Origin of the sequence: Undibacterium sp. TJN19, from assembly GCF_049339485.1 — a bacterium.
Lineage (GTDB): Bacteria > Pseudomonadota > Gammaproteobacteria > Burkholderiales > Burkholderiaceae_D > Undibacterium.
In genome coordinates this window covers 27,053-48,396 of the sequence record NZ_JBMPPL010000004.1, presented here as the reverse complement: position 1 = coordinate 48,396, position 21,344 = coordinate 27,053, and the positions used below count along the sequence as shown (strand labels likewise).

Here is a 21,344-nt window from a genome sequence, read left to right as displayed (position 1 = left end):
ACTTATGCGCTTAACCGCCACTATGAAGGGCGTTGCTGCTCTTTTTGCCTTCCTTGCCTGCACATTTCATTTTTGTCCACCAGTCTACGCCCAGGTGCAGAATCAGAAAGAACGGCAACTGCGTGATCTGGCCCAGCTATGGCGCGATGTGAAATGGCATCATCCGGCGCTCATCAATGGCACGGTGGACTGGGACAAGGCTTTAGTAAGCACGCTACCCAAAGTGCAGGCAGCACAATCCCGGCAAGAATTGCGCGATGCAGTGGCAGGCATGATGGCGGTTTTACATGATCCTGCACTGGATATCAGCGTTGTCGATGCCGCGCAATCCAATGAATTAAATAAAATCATCGTGCCAGGTGATCAGGACTTGCTCGAATGGCTGAAGGGTGACATTGCCCTTTTGCACCTGCACCGACCAGACATCACTGACAGCAGCAACGCTGAATACGCGAAATTGATGCAGGCAAAGGACATGATACAGAGCAGGGCAAAGGGTCTGATCATCGACTTGCGACCAGCTAAATACGGATGGTATGACACGGCCAATCTGGATGCCCTGCTGGCGCACTGGATTACTGTGCCACTGATATTACCGACCGAACGAATCCGCATGCATTCAGGTTTCACTCCGCAAAAGGGCTTCAATAGCGGCGGTTATTTTTCTGCGATGCAGACGATGGAAGCAGTCAGCATCAACCCCGATGTGAAGGCCAAAGCCATTCCCATGGTTTTCATCATCAACCAGGCAACTGTGATTCCCAATGCCATATTGGCTCTGCAAAAAACCGGTAAGGCCTGGATACTGGCACAAGGCAAGTCAACACCCACCTGGTTTATTCCGACCAAACGCCAGGTCATCGCTGGAGAGGTCGTGGTCGAATACAGCAATGCTGAACTGATTTATGCGGATGGCACCACCGGCTTTGCGGCAGATGCCGATATAGCCCCAGAACCATCCACAGCCAAAACCAATACAACTATTGGCAAGGCTATCGCCCTGTTAAATGGCAAACGCAAACCCGGCTCAACAATAAAATACCAGGCCAGCCCCGGAGTTGCCGTGAGAACACTGGAGCCTCCTTACCGGGATATGCGTTACCCCGAACTGGCTTGGCGGCAGTTGGCTGTCATCAAATTATGGGCAATTGCGGATACCTTTTTCCCCTACAAGCACCTGATGGATAAACCCTGGTCTGACTTTCTTTCCGTTTACCTCAAGCGTATTGAAAACGTCAACAATGCCCAGGAATATGCCTTGACCATGGCAGAAATGGCCAGCAATCTGCAAGACAGCCATGTGTATGTCAGAAACCGCATCAGCAGCGAATATGCAGGCAAAGCCTGGCTGGCGATGACACTCGTCATGATCGACAAACAGGTGGTCATCAGCAAAATTGCTGATAGTCGCCTGCAACAAAACCCTGACTTGCATGTAGGTGACATCATTGTCAAAGTGGATGGTGTCGAGACGTCAGAAAAACTGGAACAGATCGCAAAGACCATCTCTGCATCGAATCCCGAAACGAAAATAAGGGACGCACTTTACGGTTTATTGGCAGGCCCGGAAAAAAGCGTGGCGAGTTTGCTAATTGCTGACCATGCGGGCAAACAGCGCGAGATAAAAGTACCCCGTAACATGGATACTGTACCGGCACCCGATGCAACTCCCGTGTTTAAAATGATCAGCAAGGACATCGCCTATGTGAATCTGGACAGGCTAGAGAAAACAGATATCAATGCCATGTTTGAGACGATCAAAGACAGCAAGGCCTTGATACTTGATATGCGTGGATATCCTCGCGAAACAGTCTGGGATCTGGCAGCCAGACTGAACGTGAAACAGGCAAAAGTGGTAGCCCAGTTCCGCCGCCCGCTGGTTTCAGGCTTTGAGGGTGATCAGGGCGGCGGCTACTATAATTTTGAACAGACCATTCACACGCAATCAAAAGATCTGTACCGGGGCAAACTGGTGATGTTGATCAATGAAGAAACCCAGAGTGCCGCAGAACATACTGGTTTAATTATTGAATCTGTTGCACCGCTTACTTATATCGGTACGCATAGTGCCGGAGCGAATGGCGATATTACCGGTGCCTATTTGCCTGGTGCCCTATATTTTGCATTTTCCGGTCATGATGTCAGACATGCCGATGGTCGTCAGTTGCAACGCACAGGCCTGCAACCGGATATAAAGATCGCTCCCAGCCTGGTGGGCATACGGGCAGGGAAGGATGAGGTACTCGACAGAGCGATGGTTTTTCTGGAGACTGGGCAATAACGAGAACCCATTTCATCAACAAGAATGCGTTCTGGCCTTCAATGCAGCAGGCACTGTGCCTGACCACAGTGCCTGCTGCACAGCTGATATACAATTGACTTATACGAGTGACTTAATTCAAGTGACTTAATTCAAGTGACTTAATTCGAATTCAATATTTTCGCTTTTTGTGCGTCGAATTCTGCTTGGGTAATAATTCCCTGTTTGCGCAGATTGTCCAGTTTAATCAATTCGTTATAAACATCTTTTGATTGCGCTGATGGCTGGGCTGGCTCCGTTCTAGCCGGAGTGCTGTTCTTTATTTCTACAACAGTATTGGCTTCTTTCTTCAGCTTCGGCCGGTTTAATTCAGCATCATTGGCATTCAAGCACATGAACTGCACTTCTGCCTTGGGGAAATTACCAAATATATAGGGCGGGCTGGCTTCATGCGTGCTGACCACCTGAAATGATTTGCCCAATTTTTCGCAGTACTGCGTAGCTTCCTGAAATGCCTCTGCCTTCAATGTACCGGAACCAGAAAAGCCGGTGGCGGCCTGACGTGACACCATATAGGTGTCTTTACCTATCGACAGCACACTGGAATTGGAAGCGCAACCTGCGATAAGCAAAACCGGCAAACAAAGTAGTACCTTCATGTCGCTTCCTTGGGAAAAATATAATCTAGGAATTATACGTAAAATTTTAAAATCAACCGACAGCTTTATTGCTTTGTCTGCATGCATAAACAATATATGTTCACGCCCTGGTATCCCAAATTTCACTGACCTGCGCCTGATGGCAGCAGATGCATAACTTGTTACCATCAGGATCACGGAAATAGGCGCCGTAATAATCGGGATGATAATGGGGACGCAAACCTGGTGGCCCTTCACAGACTGCCCCATTGGCGATTGCAGTATTGTAGCCATGCCTCACCGCCGCACGCGATGCTGCCTGCAAGGCGACCATCTGGCCGTTGCCAGGACTGGCGGTTTCACCGTTGAAGGGCAAGCCAATGACAAACAAAGGCCGTGGCTGCTCGGGCTTCATCCAGCCTGCCCAGGATTTGTCTGCATCCTGAAATTTCAAAGTCAGACCCAGCGCTTCCATCAGGGTGGAATAAAATGCATAAGATTTGCTGAAGTCGCGGATACCTATGAATACATGGGAAATCATGACTGCGTCCTTAAAGGCTGTTATGGGGAACAGCACAATTATTCAGTAAAAATTTTGACCTCAATATCTGCTTGCCGGGCAAGTTCAACTGCGTGCTGGGTTCCGCGGGCACAGCCGGGTTTGCCATAGTCAGCATGAAACCCCAGCACCAGGTCTATGCCTGTCGCCAGCATTCTGACATTCAAGCCTTTCCAGCCTTCACCTGGAAAAGCGCGGTAGTCCGCATTGGTTTTCTTCATCGCTGAAACTGTGAAGCCAAATTCCACGGCGACTGCTTTGGCATGCGCATCGATACCGGGTGTATCACCGGTCACGATGATAGAGGCTGGTGGCAGATGAGCAAATTCACGGCGGATTGCCGACGGACTGTCCCAACTCGTTGCACCTGTCACCAAGACTCTCATACTCAAAAGTTTAGCACAGGTGTTCTAGTGGTTTTTCTTGGCGAGGCCCAGATAGGTATCAATGACACGCTGGTCATTGACCAGTTCTGCGGCAATGCCTTCCAGTGCTATCTGCCCGGTTTCGAGCACATAGGCATAATCTGCCACCTGCAAGGCTGCACGGGCGTTTTGCTCTACCAGCAAAATTGCCACGCCAGTTTGTTTGAGTCTCTGGATGATATGGAAAATTTCCTTGACGATCAAAGGTGCCAGGCCCAGGCTGGGTTCGTCGAGCATCAATATCTGTGGCTTGGCCATCAGGGCACGCCCGAGTGCCAGCATTTGCCGCTCACCGCCTGACAAGGTGCCCGCTTCCTGATTACGTCTTTCTTTCAGGCGTGGAAACAGATCAAATACGACCTGCAACTGATCGGCATAATTTTTTTCACCAGCCTGGTAACGCCGGTAGCTGCCCAGCAAAAGATTGTCTTCCACTTTCATGCTGGCGAATAATTCGCGTTTTTCCGGTACCAGTGACATGCCTTGTGCGACACGTTTTTCAATCGCAACACCAGCCAGGTCATGACCAGCCAGCAATATCTGTCCGCGCAGGCTGCCATTGGCTGGCAAGGCACCGGCGATGGCATTGAGCATGGTGGATTTGCCAGCACCGTTCGGCCCGATGACGGTCACAATCTGCCCTGCCCCTACCTGGATATTTGCAGGCTGCAAGGCTTCAACCTTGCCATAAAAAGCCTGCAAATCCCTGGTCTGCAACAGGGGTGCTTCGCTGGTAGAAATCACTGGCAGTGGGGCGTTTATATCAATTTCGGTCGTCATCAATCTATCCCACCCAAATACGCTTCCAGCACAGCCGGATGCTGTTGTACTTCTTGCGGCAAGCCTTCAGCAATCTTGGTGCCGAATTCCATGACCACAAGATGGTCAGTCAGGTTCATCACAAAATCCATATCATGCTCTACCAGCAGCACACTCATGCCTTCAGCCTTGAGCTTGCGCAGCAGTTCTGCCAGTTCCTGTTTTTCCTTATAGCGCAAACCGGCGGCGGGTTCATCAAGCAATAGCAAACTGGGGTCGCAGCACAGGGCACGGGCAATTTCCAGAATGCGTTGCTGGCCCAGAGCCAGACTGCCCGCTTCTTCATGCATGAGATGCGCGAGGCCTACGCGTTCAAGCTGGCGCTGCGCTTCAGCCAGCAGCGAATTTTCTATTTTGCCGTCGCGACGCAAGATGCTGGCAATGACTTCCATGACATCCCCACCTTTGGCACGCAAATGCGCGCCGATGGCGACGTTTTCCAATACGGTCATGCTGGCCATCAGGCGCACATGCTGGAAGCTGCGGCCTATACCCAGTTTGACGATTTCACGTGAAGGCAGGTTGCTGATATTTTGCAGCTGACCATCACGATAAAAACGTATGGCACCGCTGGTCAGCGGCAGCACGCCGGTCACCAGATTGAACATGGTGGATTTGCCTGCACCATTCGGGCCTATCAGGCCAACGATCTGCCCGGCACTGACGGTAAATTGCATGTCGTTGACCGCAAGCAAGCCGCCAAACTGCTTGCGTGCCTTGTCAATTTCAAGAATTACGGTATTGACAACAGGTTTGGCCCGGGTCGCCAGAGGCGCTGCATTGGCCTTGACCTGTATGCCTTGCTGGGCCGGCAACCATTTGGCGAAAGCCTGCCTGCTCCAGCGTGCCACATAGGGCCAGACGCCGTCACGTGCTCTTTGCAATAACAGGATCAGCAAGACACCGAAAACGATGACTTCGAAATTGCCATTCGCTCCCAGCAAGACTGGTAGTATGCTTTGCAGCTTGTCTTTCAGCAGTGTCAGCAGGGCAGAACCCAGCAAAGCACCCCAGACATGACCGGCACCACCAACCACCGCCATGAACAAATATTCGATACCAGCATTCAGGCCAAATGGGGTAGGATTCACGGCACGTTGCAAATGCGCATACAACCAGCCGGAAATGCTGGCTAGCATGGCAGCAATTACAAAAATGATGACTTTCATCCTGGCCGTATTGACACCCATGGCTTCAGCCATGACGCCACCACCCTTCAGTGCACGAATGGCACGGCCCGGGCGGGATTGCAGCAGATTCTGGATAGCCACGATCGCCAGCAGCAGAATCACCCAGATAAGCGTAAACATGCTGCGCCCGGTATCGAGCTTGAAGCCGATGATTTCTATTGGGGGGATACCATTGAGGCCATCATATTTGCCCAAAAATTCCAGGTTACCGAACAGGAAGAACAGGGACAAGCCCCAGGCTATCGTGCCCAAAGGCAGGTAGTGGCCCGACAGGCGCATGGTGATCAGGCCTATGGTAAAAGCCGCCGCGGCTGTCAATACCAGGCCTGCCAGCAAACCCAGCCAGGGGGAATAACCCAGCGCGGTCGTCAGATAAGCCGTCGAATAGGCCCCCAGCCCGACAAAAGCCGCCTGGCCAAATGACGTCATGCCACCCACGCCGGTCAGCAAGACCAGGCCAAGCGCGACGATGGCATACAAACCGATGTAATTACCCAGCGTGACCCAGAACTCGGGTACCGGCACCAGAGGGAATAACAGCACCAGTGCCAGCAATACCCATTTACCATGTTGGATGAGTGCTTTCATTATTCTTCGTCCTCATCGCTGTGTTTGCTGCTGAGCGAACGCCATAGCAATACCGGGATAATCAGGGTAAATACAATCACCTCCTTGTAGGCACTGGCCCAGTAGGATGAATAGGACTCCAGCAAACCCACCAGCAAGGCACCGGCAGCCGCCACCGGGTAGCTGACCAGGCCGCCGACAATCGCACCGACAAAGCCTTTCAGGCCAATCAGAAAGCCGCCATCGTAATACACCGTCGTCATCGGGGCGATCAGTACACCACATAATGCACCCATAGCCGCCGCCAGGGTAAAGGCCAGCCTGCCAGCCTGTGTGGTACCGATACCCACCAGTTGCGCGCCCAGGCGGTTCACCGCTGTTGCCCGCAAAGCCTTGCCAGACAGGCTGCGCTCAAAATAAAAATACAGCGCTGCAATCAGCAGTGCCGATACGGCGATCACCACCAGGCTCTGGCCGGAAATCTGCATGGCACCAATTTCAAAACGTGCATCGCTGAATGCCGTCGTACGTGAACCTTCGGCACCAAACATGACCAACCCCAGACCCGTCAGTGCAAAATGCACACCCACCGAGACAATCAGCAAAACCAGGGTACTGGCTTCAGCCAGCGGTTGATAAGCCAGGCGATAAATCATCGGCCCCATCGGTATGACGATGACCAGTGCCAGCAAGACCTGGGCAAACAAAGGCCAGTCCTGTGCAGTGACATTGCGTGCCAGCAGCCAGATTGCCAAAGGTGCCACCACCAGTTTGCCGGCAGCGTAGGCCAGCGCCTTGCCGTTACCGGTATTGGTTTGCCTGGTACTTGCGCGCAGTACGGCGACCACTTCTTTCGCCATGCACAGCAAGCCAAAGGCCAACAGCAGACTGGCTGATTGCGGGAACTTGCCCGACTGTATCGCCGCCAGGCTGAGTGCGCCGAAAGCAACAAATTCACCTTGTGGTATGAAAATCACCCGCGTGACCGAAAACACCAGCACCAGCGCCAAGGCCAGCAAGGCATAGATGGCACCACTGGTAATACCATCCTGGGCAAGGATGGCTGCAATTGAAAAATCCATGAAAACCTAACTTTCTCGCAAGTCCGTATTCATCCGCAAAGCCGAACAAAAAGGGAGCCGCAGCTCCCTTCTTCCATTCATCACTACATCAGTTAGCCTGACCAATCAACTTCCATTTACCGTTGACGATTTGCACCATCACCCGTGAACGCTGATCCATACCCAGATGATCGGTGTCGCTCATGTTGACGATACCGTGCGAGACCGGCAGGTTGGCGACATTTTCCAATGCCAGGCGCAACGCCGCACGGAACTCTTTGGTACCTGGCTGGGCTTTTTTCAACGCGACCGGGATGGCAGATTCCAGCAACAGGCTGGAATCCCAGGCGTGTCCACCGAAAGTGGAAACCGAACCGACGCCATATTCTTTTTCATAGGCTTTTACATAGCGCATGGCAGATTTCTTGACCGGATTATCATTCGGCAATTGTTCTGCCACCAGCAATGGTCCTGCTGGCAACCAGGTGCCTTCGCAATCCTTGCCACAGACACGCAGGAAATCATTATTGGCCACACCATGCGTCTGATAGATCTTGCCCTTGTAGCCGCGTTCTTTCAGGGTTTTCTGTGGCAAAGCGGCCGGTGTACCGGCACCAGCAATCAACACCGCATCAGGATTGGTCGCCAGGATTTTCAGGATTTGTCCAGTCACTGATGTGTCGCTGCGGGCAAAGCGTTCATTGGCAACAATTTTCAATTTGCGCAATTCGGCAATCTTGGAAAATTCCTTGTACCAGCCTTCACCATACGCATCAGCAAAGCCGATAAAGGCTACCGTCTTGACGCCGCTATCATTCATGTGACCAGTAATCGCGGTGGACATATGCGAATCATTCTGCGGTGTTTTGAAGACCCAGAAGCGCTTGGAATCAATAGGCGAAATAATGGCTGAAGAAGCTGCCATGGAAATCATTGGCGTTTCGCTTTCCGCCGCTACGTCTATCATGGCCAGCGAATTCGGTGTAATGGTGGAACCGATGAGTACATCAACCTTATCTTCAGCAATCAGCTTGCGCGCATTTTTAACGGCGGTGGTTGTATCGGAAGCATCATCAAGCACGATGTATTCAATTTTTTTGCCACCAATTTCTTTCGGCAACAAGGCAAAAGTGTTTTTTTCAGGAATACCCAGAGAAGCGGCCGGACCGGTGGCGGAGACATTCACGCCGACCTTGATTTGCGCATTTGCACTGCTTGCCAATACCAGCGACAACATGGCTGGCAAGATTGCCAGTACGAATCGTTTCTTCATGAATAGTCTCCTGTCTTGCAATTATTGAAATTAATGGTGAAATCCCATTTGCCGACCGATCGGTCGGTTAATTTTTTTCCAGTGTAACCTTTCCTTCGCGGTGACACAACCAGTCCGCGTTTTTTGACGCGCAGGCTGCGCCCTCCACAGGGATAATCGTTCTTTATACTTCAGATAAGACCAGTCTGGCATTTTTTTCTTATGTTTCAGGCATGGATAAGACAGTCGTCAAGCACTCAGGCCATTGCCGCCTCGACCAGTTCAACTTCAAAAGCACCACGCAAAGCATTGCAAAGCATGATTTTTTCAGCACTGCGAAGTTCATCCAAGCCCAGCGTTTGCTCTGTCAGCGCGAATTGCGGGTCATCCATCAATACTGCGCGCATTACCCCCGGCAAGACACCATCAGCCAAGTGAGGCGTCAGCCAGACATTGTTCTTTTTAAGCAACAGTGTGCTGCGTCCGCCTTCGGTCAGATGGCCTTGCTCATTCATGAACAACATATCAAAAGCACCCTGTTTTTCGGCCGCCTGCCAGGCCTGGTCATATTGTTGACGTACACTGGTTTTGTGCTGGAGAAACAGGCTACTGCTATTTGTTGGCACAGGTGCCAGCAAGATTTTGGGGCGAGGTGGCAAGGCGGGCAAGACCGCATTACTGACGCTGATACCGCCACTGGCATCAATTGCCAGGCGCACGCGGCAAGCTGTCATTGGTGGCAACTGCTGACAACATACTTGCAAGGCCTGTCTGATTTTCTCTTCATTGCAGACAAAACCAAAATAGCGGGCGGAATGCTGCAAACGTTGTAAATGCCTTTCCAGATGACGGCAACCGTGTTCACGGGTCGCATACATGGTTTCAAATAATTCGAATTGCGGCAGCAGGCCGGTCAAAAACCTGGCTTTCAAATGGCACTCGGCAAATTCTTCTGCGGCCACACTGTCATGCACAATACCAGCCCCGACACCCAGCACACCGCGACGCAAGCCAAGGTCATCAACAGGTGCCTGCAATTGCAGGGTGCGGATAGGGACGGATAAACAAAAATCACCCAGTAAGCCCTGTGATGGCGGGTCAAACCAGCCTATAGCGCCGGTATATAAACCGCGTGGCTCTGTTTCCAATTCACGGATGATCTGCATGGTGCGGCGCTTAGGTGCGCCAGTGATGGAGCCGCAGGGGAACAGGGCGGTCAGGATTTCCGGCAAATCCAGATCGGCCTGCAATTGTGCTTCCACGGTAGACGTCATTTGCAGGACACTGGAAAAACGGTTTACCTCAAACAAGCGCGGTACTTTGACTGTCCCGGTTTTGGCGATACGCCCCAGATCATTGCGCAGCAGATCAACGATCATCAGGTTTTCTGCACGGTTTTTGGGATCCGCTGCCAGTTCTGCGGCGAGGCGCTGGTCTTGTAAAACGTCGCCAGTCGCAGCAGCAGTGCCTTTCATGGGACGTGCCAGCAACTGACCCTGCTGATGGCGTATGAATAATTCCGGCGATAGCGATAACACAGCCTCGCCGCCTGGCAGGCAGATCAGCGCACCATAGGGCACAGGCTGGCGTTGCCGCAGCCGTTGATACAACATCGCAGGTGCGCCATAGGCATCAAAATGCAGCCGGTAAGTGTAATTCACCTGATAGGTATCGCCAGCAGCAATATAGGCCCTGACTTTGGCAATGCCTTCATCAAACTGCGTGGCATTCACATTCGCGCTGACGTTGGCAATTCCGGCAATGTCAGCCAGGCCGGCATCGGCCTGCGCTGCCAGAAAGTCGCTTACCTGTTGTGAGGTCAGGTGCTGACATTGGCGAAACAGCAGTATGCGCGACTGCGCTGTTTGCGCATGCGCTGCAATGCCCTGCAATTGCGCGCCGCTTTCATAAGACAGCATGGCCAGGGCAAACCAGCCTTGTTGCAAAGCAGCCTGGGTATCCGTCCAGAATTGCGGCCATTCCTGTGCTGAACTGCAAGTCAGTGTTGCATGCAGCTCGGTGTACAAACGCGACTGCGCGCCTTCTGCATGGGCATCATCCAGCAAAGCATAGGCTTCCCCGGTCTTCACAGATACTGCACTGGCAAAACCCGGCATTGTAGTGTTGGAAAAATCTGACACGCTGGTATAGAAAAAATGAGGGAAATTATTTGCCGTCTTTGCAAACCTGACGGTGTGCCGCAGTTTACCCGCAGATGCAAGGTTCTGCATGCCTGCCTGTACAAATATGAGCGTCAGCGAACATAAGCAGCGCGTCTCTATTTTTTATATGACATCACTGTGGCACAAAGGTATAGTCGCTCATTAACGATTTCCAATGAACAATTTCTTTTCGCACATGCAAAATACTTTTTTCAGGTTACCCTTGGCAAAAAGAATCTTTCGCCAGAATCTGATCAGCATCGCGCTGGCCCTGCTGCTAGCCCTGTTGTTGAGCCTGTTGCTGTCGATTTTCCTGATGCAAAGAAGTTTGCGTAGCGAAACCCTGTACAAGGCCGATACCCTGGCCAGTAATGTCGCCGATGCGCTGATTGCCAACGATACAAGGCAATTGCAGAGCATGTTGCTCAATGCCACCAACACACCAGACATGCAAAGTGCGACGGTCTATGACAAAAATGGCCTGGCCATCCTGGCGTGGACTGCACAGGGGCAATTGATCAAACCGGCCGGGATAGATAATGCCCCCCTGGTCAGGCGCCACCAGACCGAATATCATGCTGGTCATTTTGTTGCAATAGCCCCTATTTTCAATGGCACCACAGTCATCGGCCAGATACAACTGCTAAGCAGCAGTTCCACACTTTACCAACAGGTGTTATTGCTACTGCTTTTTGGGCTGCTGAGCTCTGCAATACTGGCCGTGCTGAGCGCTTACTGGCTGACACAACGACAATTACAGGCCATGAATCCGATACTGGGGCTAAGCGTCATTGCCGAAAAAGTGGCGACGCTGGGTGATTACAGCCTGCGTGCACCGCAAGACCCTGAACATGAACTGGGTAGCCTGAACATGCATTTCAACCTGATGCTTGCACGGATGGAAGCCTGGGAAAATGATATGCAAAGCGAAGCCCGCGAACGGCGTGAAGCCGACAGTCGCCTGGCCGTACTGAACAACCATGACAGTCTGACAAAATTACCAAACCGCCATTATTTTCACCGGCTGCTTAGCAATTGCCTGGAAGATGCTGTAGCCAATGATGAAATGTCGGCCCTGATGTTTATCGACCTTGATCATTTCAAGCGCCTCAGCGAAAGCTTTGGCTATGATGCCGGCGACCTGATATTGGCAACCATGGCCAATCGCCTGTGTACCGTGTTGCGCAGTACCGATACGCTGTGTCGTGTCGATGGTGATGAATTTGCCGCCATCATGCCGCAAGTTGGCAGCCTGGATGTCGTAAAGAATCTGGCAGAAAGACTGGTGCAAGCCATCAATCAGCCCATGACTTTGCGCGGTCAGCAACTGGTCATCAGTGCCAGTGTCGGTATTGCCTGCTGCCCCTTGCATGCGAAAGAGCAGCGACTGTTTTTGCATAATGCAGATATTGCCCTGAAAGCCGCCAAGACAGCTGGCCGCAATACCTGGCGGTTATACAGCAATGACTTGCCAAAGACTTCGCATGCAGTGCAACTGTGACATCGCAACAGTCTCTTAAACAGTCTCTTAAACAGTCTCTTAAACAGTCTCTTAAACAGTCTCTTAATAAGTAATTTTCAGGCGTCGGTACAAAAAGCCAAGCACAAACAGTGGGCCTATCAGTAAAAAACGCAGGTCATCAAAGAAGGAAGGCTTCTTGCCTTCTATCTTGTGGCCTATGAACTGACCTATCCAGGCCACCACAAAAATAGCCACCGAAATTTGCCAGATAAATTGTTGCGGCAATTGCGACAATATCCACAACATGCAGGCTGACATGGCCAGCATGCCTACTGCAAACGGCACAGACAGACTCAGGTAATAAATCAGTGACAGCACTGCCGTTGCCAGCGCCGCCAGCGGGTGCACGGCCCAGATCAATCCCAGGAAAGACAAGACAATCGCCGGTACGCAAATAAAATGGATGAGTTCATTGGTATGATTCAAATGACTTTCGCTGTATTTACCCAGCAGTTGATGAATCTGCCTTTGCTCACTTTGCTGTACTTGTTCCATAGAGGTGTCTCCCGCTGTTTTTATGAACTTCCAGAATAGGTCATCCTGTCACATCCTGCTTGAACGCAATCGCCATCTTGTGCAGTTCTGAAGGTGGCACGCCCATCATGGTGCGGAATGTGCGGCTCATGTGCGCCAGGTCGGCAAACCCGGCCTGGTGCGCGGCAGTGGTGATGTTATTGCCTTCCGCCACCGCAGCCACAGCTGACAGCATGCGTGACCACAGCAGATAGCGTGACAGCGACATACCTGTCTGCTGACGGAACAAATGGGTAAAACGGCTTTGAGATAAATGCACGTGCTTTGCCAGGCTGGCGCCGCCGCAATCAAATCCACCTGCATTTGCGATATGCGCAAGTGCTACAGTAACCCGGTTGTCATAGGCTGCGGCTGACAGGCTTTGCGGCAGGGCACAGGCTTGCCACGCCTGTCGCAGGGACAAAGCCGCCGCCAGGTCTGGCGCAACTGCCAGTCCAGCCAGAAGCGTCGCAGCAAGTGCCAGAAAGACAGCATCATGCCCGAAGGTGGCTTGCAAATCCGTGACATCCGTTTGCAGGTTGCGTGGCAATTCGATAAACAAATGCGCCAGCAAGCCACCATCGCTATCAATCTGGTGGGCACTATGCGGCGCGAAGATGGCGCTGCGGGTTTCTGTCCAGCCCTGGTCTGACGACAGTCTGGCACGGAAAGGCTGTTCGAGGCCGTAGCTGAGCTGCAAGGCGAAATGACTATGCAGGCTGGAGTCAATGCCAGGACTTAATACCAGCGCAGCGCCGGGCCATAAATACAAACGTCCTGATCGCTGCGATATTTTCATTGCCAACCCGCGTTATGAATTACCGCACCTGGAAAATCCCTAATGTGACAAGAGGGCGATTTGCAATGCGGCCTGGTCCGTAGGCAAAAGTTTGAAACCAGTCTTGGCAAAACGCAGCCAGCGCCCCATGACAAAACTGCACCACAGGCTGGCACGTGCAGAGACTTCTTCTTCCGGCACCCGTCCCTGACTGGCTGCCAGGCGCAGAGATTGCCGGAAAGCCATTTCCAGTCTGTCTGCCAGTTGGTTCATGCGTGTTTGCAGGCGCTCGTCTTCATTGACCAGCGCATCGCCAATCAGGACGCGCGTCATGCCGGGATTGCGCTCGGCAAAATTCAATAGCATGTTGCAGATGGACTGGGTTTGCTGCATGCCGTCATCCTGGCTTTCACTGATCTGATTGATCAGGCCGAAAATTGACGCTTCTATGAATTCAATCAGCCCCTCGAACATCTGTGCCTTGCTGGCAAAGTGGCGATACAGGGCAGCTTCAGATACCTCCACCCTGGCAGCCAGTGCAGCGGTAGTGACTTTTTCACCCTTGGGATGTTCTAACATCACTGCCAGCGTCTGGAGGATTTGTAATTTACGTTCGCCGGGTTTGGAGCTGGCCATGATTTTTCAGGTAGTGGATATTAATAAGCAGACTCAGGCCATCCGGCCCAGGCACGGGGGGCATTCTAAAGACAGCAAGACACACATGCAATCCCCCTATCCATAAATACAGGGGCTTACACGGATGACAGACTGCCTCAGGATGACAAACGATGGATATTTTTAGCCAGCTGCCTGACTGATTTTACTTTCACATCGGCACAAGCAGCAGATTTTTTTAGCTGATGGGCTGGCGTATAGCCGGTTACCCAGACCGTGCGCAGGCCCTCCTGCTTTGCCGCACGCAGATTGTCCAGGCTGTCTTCCACCAGAATACAATCGCGCGCCTGCTTGCCATAGGCTGCCATCAGTTTGCGCAGATAAGGGCGCGAAGGCTTGGGTTGCAGTTGACCGTGGACGCGCATGGCCTCTACCGGTATGTGTGCATCAAAATGTCTGTGCAAACCCATGTGTCTGAGCACACGGCCAGAATAAATACGCGGGGCATTGGTCAGCAGGATTTTTTTGCCCGGCAGGCGGCGCAACAGTTTTTTCAGGCCACGTTCAAAACGTATCATGCTGCTGAGGTCATCAAAATGATGTACTTCATGCAAAAATTCGTCGGCCCTGACATTGTGGTGCCTGACCATGCCCAGCATCGTCACGCCATAGCGGGCATAATATTCCTGCCGTATGGCATTAACGCGTTCGGCGTCTGCCGGTGTAATGCCATCTCCCAGCACTCTGGCCAGGAAAGCATTCATATTGATATTGATGGCCGGGAAAATTTCATGCGAAGCATTATGCAGGGTATTGTCCAGGTCAAACAACCACAAGGGCGCAGAGCGTCTTCGCATCAGGCAGACACTCCGCTTGGATACAGATCAGGCATCAATGGCTGCGTATCATGGTACCGAAAGCTTGCTCGGTCAGCACTTCAAGCAACAGCGAATGTTCAATACGGCCATCAATGATGTGAACGGTATTGACACCGGATTTTGCCGCATCCAGTGCAGATGAAATTTTTGGCAACATGCCACCGGAAATCGTGCCATCGGCAAACATTTCATCAATTTCACGCGCAGACAAATCCGTCACCAGATTGCCCTGCTTATCGAGCACACCTGGAATATTGGTCATCATGATGAGCTTTTCAGCTTTCAGGATTTCAGCAATCTTGCCCGCGACCAGATCAGCATTGATATTGTATGCCTGGCCATCAGAACCAAAACCGATAGGGGAAATGATGGGGATAAAGGCATCATCCTGCAAGGCTTTGACGACAGCAGGATTGATGGCATCAATCTCTCCCACATAACCGATGTCAAGCATGGCACCCGGATTTTCGCGGTCTGGCATCATCATCTTGCGCGCGCGGATCAGGCCACCGTCTTTGCCTGTCAGGCCCACAGCCTGACCGCCGTAGTGATTGATGAGCATGACGATATCCTGCTGCACTTCACCGCCAAGCACCCATTCAACCACTTCCATGGTTTCTTCATCGGTGATGCGCATGCCCTGGATAAATGTACCCTGCTTGCCCATTTTCTTGAGCGCATTGTCAATCTGCGGGCCACCACCGTGTACCACGACCGGGTTCATGCCCACCAGTTTGAGCAAAATGACATCACGGGCAAAGCCATGTTTCAGGCGTTCTTCTGTCATGGCGTTGCCGCCGTATTTGACGACGATGGTTTTGCCGTGGAATTTTCGGATATACGGCAGGGCTTCCGCCAGGATTTCGGCTTTGATGGCGGGTTCCACACCGGCTAACCGGTCTTCCGGCGCCTGTAGTTCTGTCGTGTTTGCGTTCAAATCGCTCATTATGACGGTATCCTGAAGGTATGATTGGCAAGGCTTTCATAAAATCCCCCTCGACTGAGTTGCAACGCCAGCCCGTACAATGGTACTGTCTGCGTCGCTGCTTCCCGGCGGGACAATGTTGTGAAAGTCCTGAAAAAATAAATTACGTTATACATTACGTTTCCAAGCCGAATTTTACAGGATTTGCAGCGAAAGCTTTTTCAATTCAGTCACGAGACTTATGACATCTATAACAGACCTGCATCAGCAACTGGAAATTTTACGCCCCGGTTTAATACGTTTTGCGCAATTGCAGCTACGTAATGATTGCGCTGCCGAAGATGCGGTGCAGGAAACCCTGCTTGCCGTACTGGAAAAACCGGACAGTTTCGCTGGCAATTCTTCCTTGCGCACCTATGTGACGGGTATCCTTAAATTCAAGATCATTGACCATTTGCGCGCGCAAAAGCGCGAGAAGCCGCTGGAAATCAAGGATGATGAATCTGAAAGTGATCTGATTGACAGTTTATTTAATGCTAACGGCCATGTTTTGACAGCGCCAACTGCCTGGGGCGCGCCTGAGGCAACTTTGCAACAAAAAGATTTCTTCCGCGTGCTGGAAATATGCCTGGAAAACCTGCCGGCAAAAACCGCCCGGGTTTTCATGATGCGTGAATGGCTGGAACTGGAAACAGAAGAAATTTGTAAGGAATTGGAGCTGACTACGTCTAATCTTTGGGTAGTGCTGTATCGCGCCCGCCTGCGCCTGCGCGAATGCCTGGACTTGAACTGGTTCGGACTACAGTAGTACGGGAGAAAACACATGCAAATATTTATCGCTTGCAAACAAGCGCACCAATTAATTTCTGAAGGGCTGGACAGGCCACTCAGTGTCACTGAGCGCACGCAACTCAAAATGCATCTGGCCATCTGTCGTTCCTGCACCAGCTTTGATGGACAAATGTCGTTTTTACGCAAAGCCATGCATCGCGTAGCAGTGAATGGCCTGCCTGCGTATGAAACAAATGGCAATAACAGCAATAACGATACGGGCAAAAAAGAAGGTGGGCCATGAGCGTCTGCCCGCGCTGCGCCAGCCAGTTTACCTGCGCGATGGCAGACAATACTGGTGAAACATGCTGGTGTACGGCACTGCCGCCAATTGCCTTCCGCAAATTGCAGGATGGTGGTCTAAAGGCAGATGCCAGTTGCTTTTGCCCGCAATGCCTGCCGATATGGAAGGCCGATCAGGAAGCGCAGCACGACGCCAATCTGGCAATTCAGTTACCATAAGACTTTTACATCCCGGTTTTCAGCATGTCTAACGAAACGCCTCTCGCTTATAAAGCAGTCAACATCCCTGTCTCGCAGCGCATTCGTGAACGCATCACGGCCAGCAAGACGCGCTTTCATGCCAATGACAATATTGCCCGCTTCATCGAAGCTGGCGAAATGGATGAATTGCAAGCAGAAGTCGAAGAAAAGTTGCGTGCCGTGCTCGAAAGCCTGGTGATCGATACTGAAAGTGATCACAATACCCAGGATACCGGGCGCCGCGTCGCCAAGATGTTTCTTCAGGAAGTGTTCAAGGGACGCTATGTGCCCATGCCACCGGTTACCGAATTTCCAAACGCATCTCACCTCAATGAATTGATGATCATCGGGCCGATCACGGTACGCAGTGCCTGTTCGCATCACTTGTGCCCTATCATCGGCAAGGTCTGGATAGGCGTGATGCCGAATGAGCATTCCAACCTGATTGGCCTGTCCAAATATGCCCGCATTGCTGAATGGGTCATGAGCCGGCCACAAATCCAGGAAGAGGCCGTGGTACAACTGGCTGACACCCTGCAAGAAAAAATGCAGCCGGATGGCCTAGCCGTCGTCATGGAAGCCGATCATTTTTGCATGCACTGGCGCGGGGTGAAAGATATGGAAACCGCGATGATCAACAGTGTCATGCACGGGTCTTTCCTGAAAGATGCGAATCTGCGTCGTGAATTTTTGTCCCTGATCAAAAGATAATAAAAGATAATTGAACGCTAACCGGAATTTGCCATGCTAGTACGCCTACTTTATGCAAGCCGCGCTGTTGACGAAAAAATTTGCGATATGGTGCAATCCATAGTCGCCCAGTCACGCCAGCACAATCCGCAATTCGGCATCACCGGCGTGCTGTGCCATAGTGATCAGGTATTCATGCAGGTGCTTGAAGGTGGGCGGGAAGCCGTCAACGCCCTGTATGGCCACATCTTGCGTGATGCCCGTCATACTGATGTGATGCTGCTTGACTATGAAGAAATCATTGAGCGTCGCTATGCTGGCTGGACCATGGGCCAGGCGAATATGGGCAAAATCAATCCTTCGATTTTATTGAAATACTCACCCTTGCCGGTACTGGACCCACATCGCATGTCAGGCAAAATTCTGCTGGCATTGATTGATGAACTGATGGCGACAGCGTCTATCGTTGGCCGTACCTGAAAAGCCAGCGCGGGTCAGTGTACGCTTGCATAGACGGCTGAAACCTGATCTGGCACAGGTGCATCCAGCGCCGCGCAGACACCACGCAACAGGTCTGCCATGTCATCCGATATCTTTTCCTCCACAATTGCGGCTGCCAGCATGCCGCGTATCAGGAAAGGTTTGGCCAATGGCGCGAGCTGATTCAATTTCTCCAGCGCCTGACTGATTTCAAAAAAATCCAGGCTTGCTGCGCTGCGCATATCTGCATCACTGAATTTCAAATCCGGTAAGGCGACCGCCGCACGCCGGAATGCTGGCAAGGCCAGGCTGTCATTTGGCTGTCCGTGCGCGACCAGTGACAGCAAAAGCCGGGTTTCATTCTTGAGCTCAGACAAACCCGAATAGCGAACGGCAACTGATCTGCCCGCCTTGTTACCCAAACGGCGCTCGAGCACGGTTTGCAACACGAACTCTGCCTGTGTTATGCGCTGGTCCGCAGCAATAAGACGGTTAACCACTGACAATAAATGGTTTTTTTGTTCGGTTGACAAGAGCCTTAAGGCTGGCATGGCAAGGTCAAGCATGGGCAGGCGCGTACCGCGTGACATGGTTTCAATTTCTGCCAACAATTTCTCGGCAAGTTCAGCTTGACCAGCAGCAGCTTGCTGCAAGATTTGCAATTGCAAGGCGTAGGCATCAGCCTGACTGCGATCAAGCAGCAAGGCGTACAGCAAAGCGCAGGCACCTGAGGTATCACGCGCTGCTTGCACAATCAGTGCGTTGAGGGAGAAGGCATTATTGGTATCGCCTGCTGCCTGCTTGCTGAACTGATTCGTTTGCAGACCAAAGCCCGCGCCTGATATGACGTCAGGTGCGCTGGCCTGCACAGCACGCCCGGTGGTTCTTGCTGGTTGCGCCAGTCCCTGCTGCCCGGCATAGGCATCCCGCGCATTAAAACCAGATACGCCTGCTGGCATTTCAACTGGGGCAGCGGCTTCGGCAACTACGCTGGCATCGGTAAATTCCACACTTTTGCCGTATACGCGGCGCAATCTCTCCTGCAATGGTGGGTGCGTGGCAAACAGACCGGATAAAAGATGCGGCTTTGCTGCCCCCAGAAACATATGCGAAAACTGTTCTGCCTTTGGATGATTAATACGTGAACCGCAATCATTGACACGGGTCAGGCCACCAATCTTGCGCAAGGCGCCACCTATGCCATCGGGGTTGCGGGTAAATTGCACGGCGCTGGCATCGGCCAGAAATTCGCGCTGGCGTGAAACCGCGGATTTAATCAGGCGGCCAAAAAATATACCTACATAGCCAATCACAAACAGGGCCGCACCAAATGCCAGCATGATCAGTTGGAATGAAGGGCCCTTTTCATCACTGCTGCGTGAGCTGCCAAAGCGTGATCCCCAATACAATAATTCCTGACCAAACCCGGCTATCATCTGGATGCCAAACAAGACACCGATGAGTTTGATATTCATGCGCATATCCCCGTTGAGAATATGACTGAATTCATGACCGATGACGCCCTGCAATTCGTCACGCGTCAGACGCGTCAGGGTGCCGCGAGTGACCGCGACCACGGCTTCATTTTGATGATAGCCAGCAGCAAAGGCATTGATGGCATCTTCGCTATCGAGAATATACACACGCGGGCAGGCAATGCCAGCTGCCAGCGCCATCTCTTCGACAATGTTAAGCAAGCGTCTTTCCTGCGTATCCTGCGACGATGGCATGACCAGGCGGCCGCCTGCCATCTGCGCTACCGCATCGCCACCATCTCGCAAGCGGTACATTTCCACCAGCGTGCCACCGCCGATGAACAGGAGCGTGACTACCGTATTGATGAAAAAGAATCCACGTGGATAACTATGCGCACCGGCAAAATGCTTGCTGGACGTCCAGATCCAGATCATCGCCAGGGCAAAATTAACCGTAACGATAATGGCGACTACCGCCAGGAAAAACAGGAATAATAATTTCCTGCTTTGGCGATGTGCCTGGTCTTGCTGTTCGAAAAAATCCATGGGGATTTCTCAATGCCTGGTCTGATTTGAAAATTATTTCAGAATGAAACCTTGATGGCTTTGCGTTCTTCTGCCGATTCGGTGGCCTGCAATAATTCACCCGAACGGAAACCAAACATATTGGCAATCACAGACCCCGGGAATTGTTCTATGCCTATGTTGTATTGCATGACGCTGTCGTTGTACGCCTGACGTGAAAACGCGATCTTGTTTTCAGTGCCGGTCAGTTCTTCAGTCAATTGCATCATGTTTTGATTTGCCTTCAGGTCAGGATAAGACTCTGACAGGGCAAACATTTTACCCAGCGATGCAGTCAGCGTACCTTCCGCCGCGGCCAGTTGCTGGACAGCTCCGGCATCGGAAGGATCAACGCTGGCCTTGGTATTGGCAGTCACTGCCTGGTTACGGGCGGCAATGACGGCTTCCAGAGTTTCCCGCTCATGCTTCATATACCCTTTGGCGATTTCCACCAGATTCGGGATCAGGTCATAGCGTCGTTTCAATTGAATATCAATTTGGGAAAATGCATTTTTGAAGCGATTGCGTGAAGTCACCAGACGGTTATAAACGCCGATAACCCAAAATACCAGCACAGCAATGATGACTAACAATACGATCAATGCAATCATGATTTCTCCTTTGGAAAATAAAACCCGGCCAGATTCTTGCAGCAGT

22 protein-coding genes are annotated in these 21,344 nt (G+C 51.8%); 7 read left to right on the top strand and 15 right to left on the bottom strand.

Annotation, left to right across the window (positions count from 1 at the left end; translation table 11 throughout):
* Nucleotides 1–94 precede the first annotated feature (94 nt).
* Nucleotides 95–2,281: a S41 family peptidase gene (locus tag ACO0LH_RS13660; RefSeq protein ID WP_422941653.1), complete on the top strand. Its 2,187-nt coding sequence runs from the start codon at nucleotides 95–97 to the stop codon at nucleotides 2,279–2,281.
* A 140-nt stretch (nucleotides 2,282–2,421) separates the two neighbouring features.
* Here ACO0LH_RS13660 and ACO0LH_RS13655 read toward each other — a convergent pair whose 3' ends face one another.
* The 8 genes from ACO0LH_RS13655 to pabB form a co-directional block, all read right to left on the bottom strand.
* Complete coding sequence (locus ACO0LH_RS13655; RefSeq protein ID WP_422941652.1) at nucleotides 2,422–3,006, bottom strand: SHOCT domain-containing protein; 585 nt, start codon at nucleotides 3,004–3,006, stop codon at nucleotides 2,422–2,424.
* A 13-nt stretch (nucleotides 3,007–3,019) separates the two neighbouring features.
* Nucleotides 3,020–3,439 (bottom strand): VOC family protein, encoded by a 420-nt coding sequence (locus tag ACO0LH_RS13650; protein ID WP_422941651.1) that lies wholly within the window; start codon nucleotides 3,437–3,439, stop codon nucleotides 3,020–3,022.
* A gap of 38 nt (nucleotides 3,440–3,477) precedes the next feature.
* Nucleotides 3,478–3,831: a hypothetical protein gene (locus ACO0LH_RS13645; RefSeq protein ID WP_422941650.1), complete on the bottom strand. Its 354-nt coding sequence runs from the start codon at nucleotides 3,829–3,831 to the stop codon at nucleotides 3,478–3,480.
* A gap of 36 nt (nucleotides 3,832–3,867) precedes the next feature.
* Nucleotides 3,868–4,662, bottom strand: coding sequence for an ABC transporter ATP-binding protein (locus ACO0LH_RS13640; RefSeq protein ID WP_422941649.1), 795 nt, complete (start codon nucleotides 4,660–4,662; stop codon nucleotides 3,868–3,870).
* Nucleotides 4,662–6,479: an ABC transporter permease subunit gene (locus tag ACO0LH_RS13635; RefSeq protein WP_422941648.1), complete on the bottom strand. Its 1,818-nt coding sequence runs from the start codon at nucleotides 6,477–6,479 to the stop codon at nucleotides 4,662–4,664. The genes ACO0LH_RS13640 and ACO0LH_RS13635 overlap by 1 nt, the downstream gene beginning before the upstream one ends.
* Nucleotides 6,479–7,540: a branched-chain amino acid ABC transporter permease gene (locus ACO0LH_RS13630; protein WP_422941647.1), complete on the bottom strand. Its 1,062-nt coding sequence runs from the start codon at nucleotides 7,538–7,540 to the stop codon at nucleotides 6,479–6,481. Before ACO0LH_RS13630 ends, ACO0LH_RS13635 begins: the two co-directional genes overlap by 1 nt.
* An 88-nt stretch (nucleotides 7,541–7,628) precedes the next feature.
* Complete coding sequence (locus tag ACO0LH_RS13625) at nucleotides 7,629–8,792, bottom strand: ABC transporter substrate-binding protein (RefSeq protein WP_422941646.1); 1,164 nt, start codon at nucleotides 8,790–8,792, stop codon at nucleotides 7,629–7,631.
* 236 nt (nucleotides 8,793–9,028) lie between these two features.
* Nucleotides 9,029–10,912, bottom strand: a complete 1,884-nt coding sequence (gene pabB / locus ACO0LH_RS13620; protein WP_422941645.1) for an aminodeoxychorismate synthase component I — start codon at nucleotides 10,910–10,912, stop codon at nucleotides 9,029–9,031.
* Between the two features lie 244 nt (nucleotides 10,913–11,156).
* Here pabB and ACO0LH_RS13615 point away from each other — a divergent pair, with 244 nt between their 5' ends.
* Nucleotides 11,157–12,434 (top strand): diguanylate cyclase domain-containing protein, encoded by a 1,278-nt coding sequence (locus tag ACO0LH_RS13615; RefSeq protein ID WP_422941644.1) that lies wholly within the window; start codon nucleotides 11,157–11,159, stop codon nucleotides 12,432–12,434.
* A 63-nt stretch (nucleotides 12,435–12,497) separates the two neighbouring features.
* Here the strand turns inward: ACO0LH_RS13615 and ACO0LH_RS13610 are convergent, their stop codons facing one another.
* The 5 genes from ACO0LH_RS13610 to argB form a co-directional block, all read right to left on the bottom strand.
* Nucleotides 12,498–12,950: a DUF962 domain-containing protein gene (locus ACO0LH_RS13610; RefSeq protein ID WP_422941643.1), complete on the bottom strand. Its 453-nt coding sequence runs from the start codon at nucleotides 12,948–12,950 to the stop codon at nucleotides 12,498–12,500.
* Nucleotides 12,951–12,990: 40 nt separating this feature from the next.
* On the bottom strand, nucleotides 12,991–13,767 hold the full coding sequence (locus tag ACO0LH_RS13605; protein ID WP_422941642.1) for a helix-turn-helix transcriptional regulator: 777 nt from the start codon (nucleotides 13,765–13,767) through the stop codon (nucleotides 12,991–12,993).
* A 39-nt stretch (nucleotides 13,768–13,806) separates the two neighbouring features.
* Nucleotides 13,807–14,382: a nucleoid occlusion factor SlmA gene (slmA, locus tag ACO0LH_RS13600; protein ID WP_422941641.1), complete on the bottom strand. Its 576-nt coding sequence runs from the start codon at nucleotides 14,380–14,382 to the stop codon at nucleotides 13,807–13,809.
* 137 nt (nucleotides 14,383–14,519) lie between these two features.
* A complete protein-coding gene (locus ACO0LH_RS13595; RefSeq protein ID WP_422941640.1) occupies nucleotides 14,520–15,218 on the bottom strand; it encodes a pyrimidine 5'-nucleotidase in 699 nt (232 codons plus the stop codon).
* Between the two features lie 34 nt (nucleotides 15,219–15,252).
* Nucleotides 15,253–16,185 carry an acetylglutamate kinase gene (gene argB / locus ACO0LH_RS13590; protein WP_422941639.1) on the bottom strand — a complete coding sequence of 311 codons (933 nt, stop codon included), beginning with the start codon at nucleotides 16,183–16,185 and terminating at the stop codon, nucleotides 15,253–15,255.
* Between the two features lie 220 nt (nucleotides 16,186–16,405).
* Here argB and ACO0LH_RS13585 point away from each other — a divergent pair, with 220 nt between their 5' ends.
* Genes ACO0LH_RS13585 through ACO0LH_RS13565 form a run of 5 tightly spaced genes read left to right on the top strand, consistent with a single transcriptional unit; the run spans nucleotide 16,406 to nucleotide 18,648 of the window.
* Nucleotides 16,406–16,972, top strand: a complete 567-nt coding sequence (locus ACO0LH_RS13585; RefSeq protein WP_422941638.1) for a sigma-70 family RNA polymerase sigma factor — start codon at nucleotides 16,406–16,408, stop codon at nucleotides 16,970–16,972.
* 15 nt (nucleotides 16,973–16,987) lie between these two features.
* The gene (locus tag ACO0LH_RS13580) at nucleotides 16,988–17,239 is read left to right on the top strand and encodes a zf-HC2 domain-containing protein (RefSeq protein WP_422941637.1); all 252 of its coding nucleotides are present in this window, start codon (nucleotides 16,988–16,990) and stop codon (nucleotides 17,237–17,239) included.
* Nucleotides 17,236–17,457, top strand: coding sequence for a cysteine-rich CWC family protein (locus ACO0LH_RS13575; protein ID WP_422941635.1), 222 nt, complete (start codon nucleotides 17,236–17,238; stop codon nucleotides 17,455–17,457). Before ACO0LH_RS13580 ends, ACO0LH_RS13575 begins: the two co-directional genes overlap by 4 nt.
* A 24-nt stretch (nucleotides 17,458–17,481) precedes the next feature.
* On the top strand, nucleotides 17,482–18,189 hold the full coding sequence (gene folE / locus ACO0LH_RS13570; protein WP_422941634.1) for a GTP cyclohydrolase I: 708 nt from the start codon (nucleotides 17,482–17,484) through the stop codon (nucleotides 18,187–18,189).
* Between the two features lie 33 nt (nucleotides 18,190–18,222).
* Nucleotides 18,223–18,648, top strand: coding sequence for a BLUF domain-containing protein (locus ACO0LH_RS13565; protein WP_422941633.1), 426 nt, complete (start codon nucleotides 18,223–18,225; stop codon nucleotides 18,646–18,648).
* A 14-nt stretch (nucleotides 18,649–18,662) separates the two neighbouring features.
* Here the strand turns inward: ACO0LH_RS13565 and ACO0LH_RS13560 are convergent, their stop codons facing one another.
* Together ACO0LH_RS13560 and ACO0LH_RS13555 are read right to left on the bottom strand one after the other, a co-directional pair.
* Nucleotides 18,663–20,669 carry a M48 family metalloprotease gene (locus tag ACO0LH_RS13560; RefSeq protein WP_422941632.1) on the bottom strand — a complete coding sequence of 669 codons (2,007 nt, stop codon included), beginning with the start codon at nucleotides 20,667–20,669 and terminating at the stop codon, nucleotides 18,663–18,665.
* A gap of 38 nt (nucleotides 20,670–20,707) precedes the next feature.
* Nucleotides 20,708–21,298 carry a LemA family protein gene (locus ACO0LH_RS13555; RefSeq protein WP_422941631.1) on the bottom strand — a complete coding sequence of 197 codons (591 nt, stop codon included), beginning with the start codon at nucleotides 21,296–21,298 and terminating at the stop codon, nucleotides 20,708–20,710.
* Between the last annotated feature and the right edge of the window lie 46 nt (nucleotides 21,299–21,344).

Bases quoted from the DNA above. Each gene is read 5' to 3' on its own strand.
- ACO0LH_RS13610 (WP_422941643.1), bottom strand. From the start codon at position 12,950: ATGGAACAAGTACAGCAAAGTGAGCAAAGGCAGATTCATCAACTGCTG.
- ACO0LH_RS13630 (WP_422941647.1), bottom strand. From the start codon at position 7,540: ATGGATTTTTCAATTGCAGCCATCCTTGCCCAGGATGGTATTACCAGT.
- ACO0LH_RS13575 (WP_422941635.1), top strand. From the start codon at position 17,236: ATGAGCGTCTGCCCGCGCTGCGCCAGCCAGTTTACCTGCGCGATGGCA.
- ACO0LH_RS13650 (WP_422941651.1), bottom strand. From the start codon at position 3,439: ATGATTTCCCATGTATTCATAGGTATCCGCGACTTCAGCAAATCTTAT.
- ACO0LH_RS13565 (WP_422941633.1), top strand. From the start codon at position 18,223: ATGCTAGTACGCCTACTTTATGCAAGCCGCGCTGTTGACGAAAAAATT.
- ACO0LH_RS13595 (WP_422941640.1), bottom strand. From the start codon at position 15,218: ATGCGAAGACGCTCTGCGCCCTTGTGGTTGTTTGACCTGGACAATACC.
- folE (WP_422941634.1), top strand. From the start codon at position 17,482: ATGTCTAACGAAACGCCTCTCGCTTATAAAGCAGTCAACATCCCTGTC.
- slmA (WP_422941641.1), bottom strand. From the start codon at position 14,382: ATGGCCAGCTCCAAACCCGGCGAACGTAAATTACAAATCCTCCAGACG.
- ACO0LH_RS13625 (WP_422941646.1), bottom strand. From the start codon at position 8,792: ATGAAGAAACGATTCGTACTGGCAATCTTGCCAGCCATGTTGTCGCTG.
- ACO0LH_RS13635 (WP_422941648.1), bottom strand. From the start codon at position 6,479: ATGAAAGCACTCATCCAACATGGTAAATGGGTATTGCTGGCACTGGTG.
- ACO0LH_RS13585 (WP_422941638.1), top strand. From the start codon at position 16,406: ATGACATCTATAACAGACCTGCATCAGCAACTGGAAATTTTACGCCCC.
- ACO0LH_RS13580 (WP_422941637.1), top strand. From the start codon at position 16,988: ATGCAAATATTTATCGCTTGCAAACAAGCGCACCAATTAATTTCTGAA.
- ACO0LH_RS13555 (WP_422941631.1), bottom strand. From the start codon at position 21,298: ATGATTGCATTGATCGTATTGTTAGTCATCATTGCTGTGCTGGTATTT.
- argB (WP_422941639.1), bottom strand. From the start codon at position 16,185: ATGAGCGATTTGAACGCAAACACGACAGAACTACAGGCGCCGGAAGAC.
- ACO0LH_RS13560 (WP_422941632.1), bottom strand. From the start codon at position 20,669: ATGGATTTTTTCGAACAGCAAGACCAGGCACATCGCCAAAGCAGGAAA.
- ACO0LH_RS13640 (WP_422941649.1), bottom strand. From the start codon at position 4,662: ATGACGACCGAAATTGATATAAACGCCCCACTGCCAGTGATTTCTACC.
- ACO0LH_RS13605 (WP_422941642.1), bottom strand. From the start codon at position 13,767: ATGAAAATATCGCAGCGATCAGGACGTTTGTATTTATGGCCCGGCGCT.
- ACO0LH_RS13655 (WP_422941652.1), bottom strand. From the start codon at position 3,006: ATGCATGCAGACAAAGCAATAAAGCTGTCGGTTGATTTTAAAATTTTA.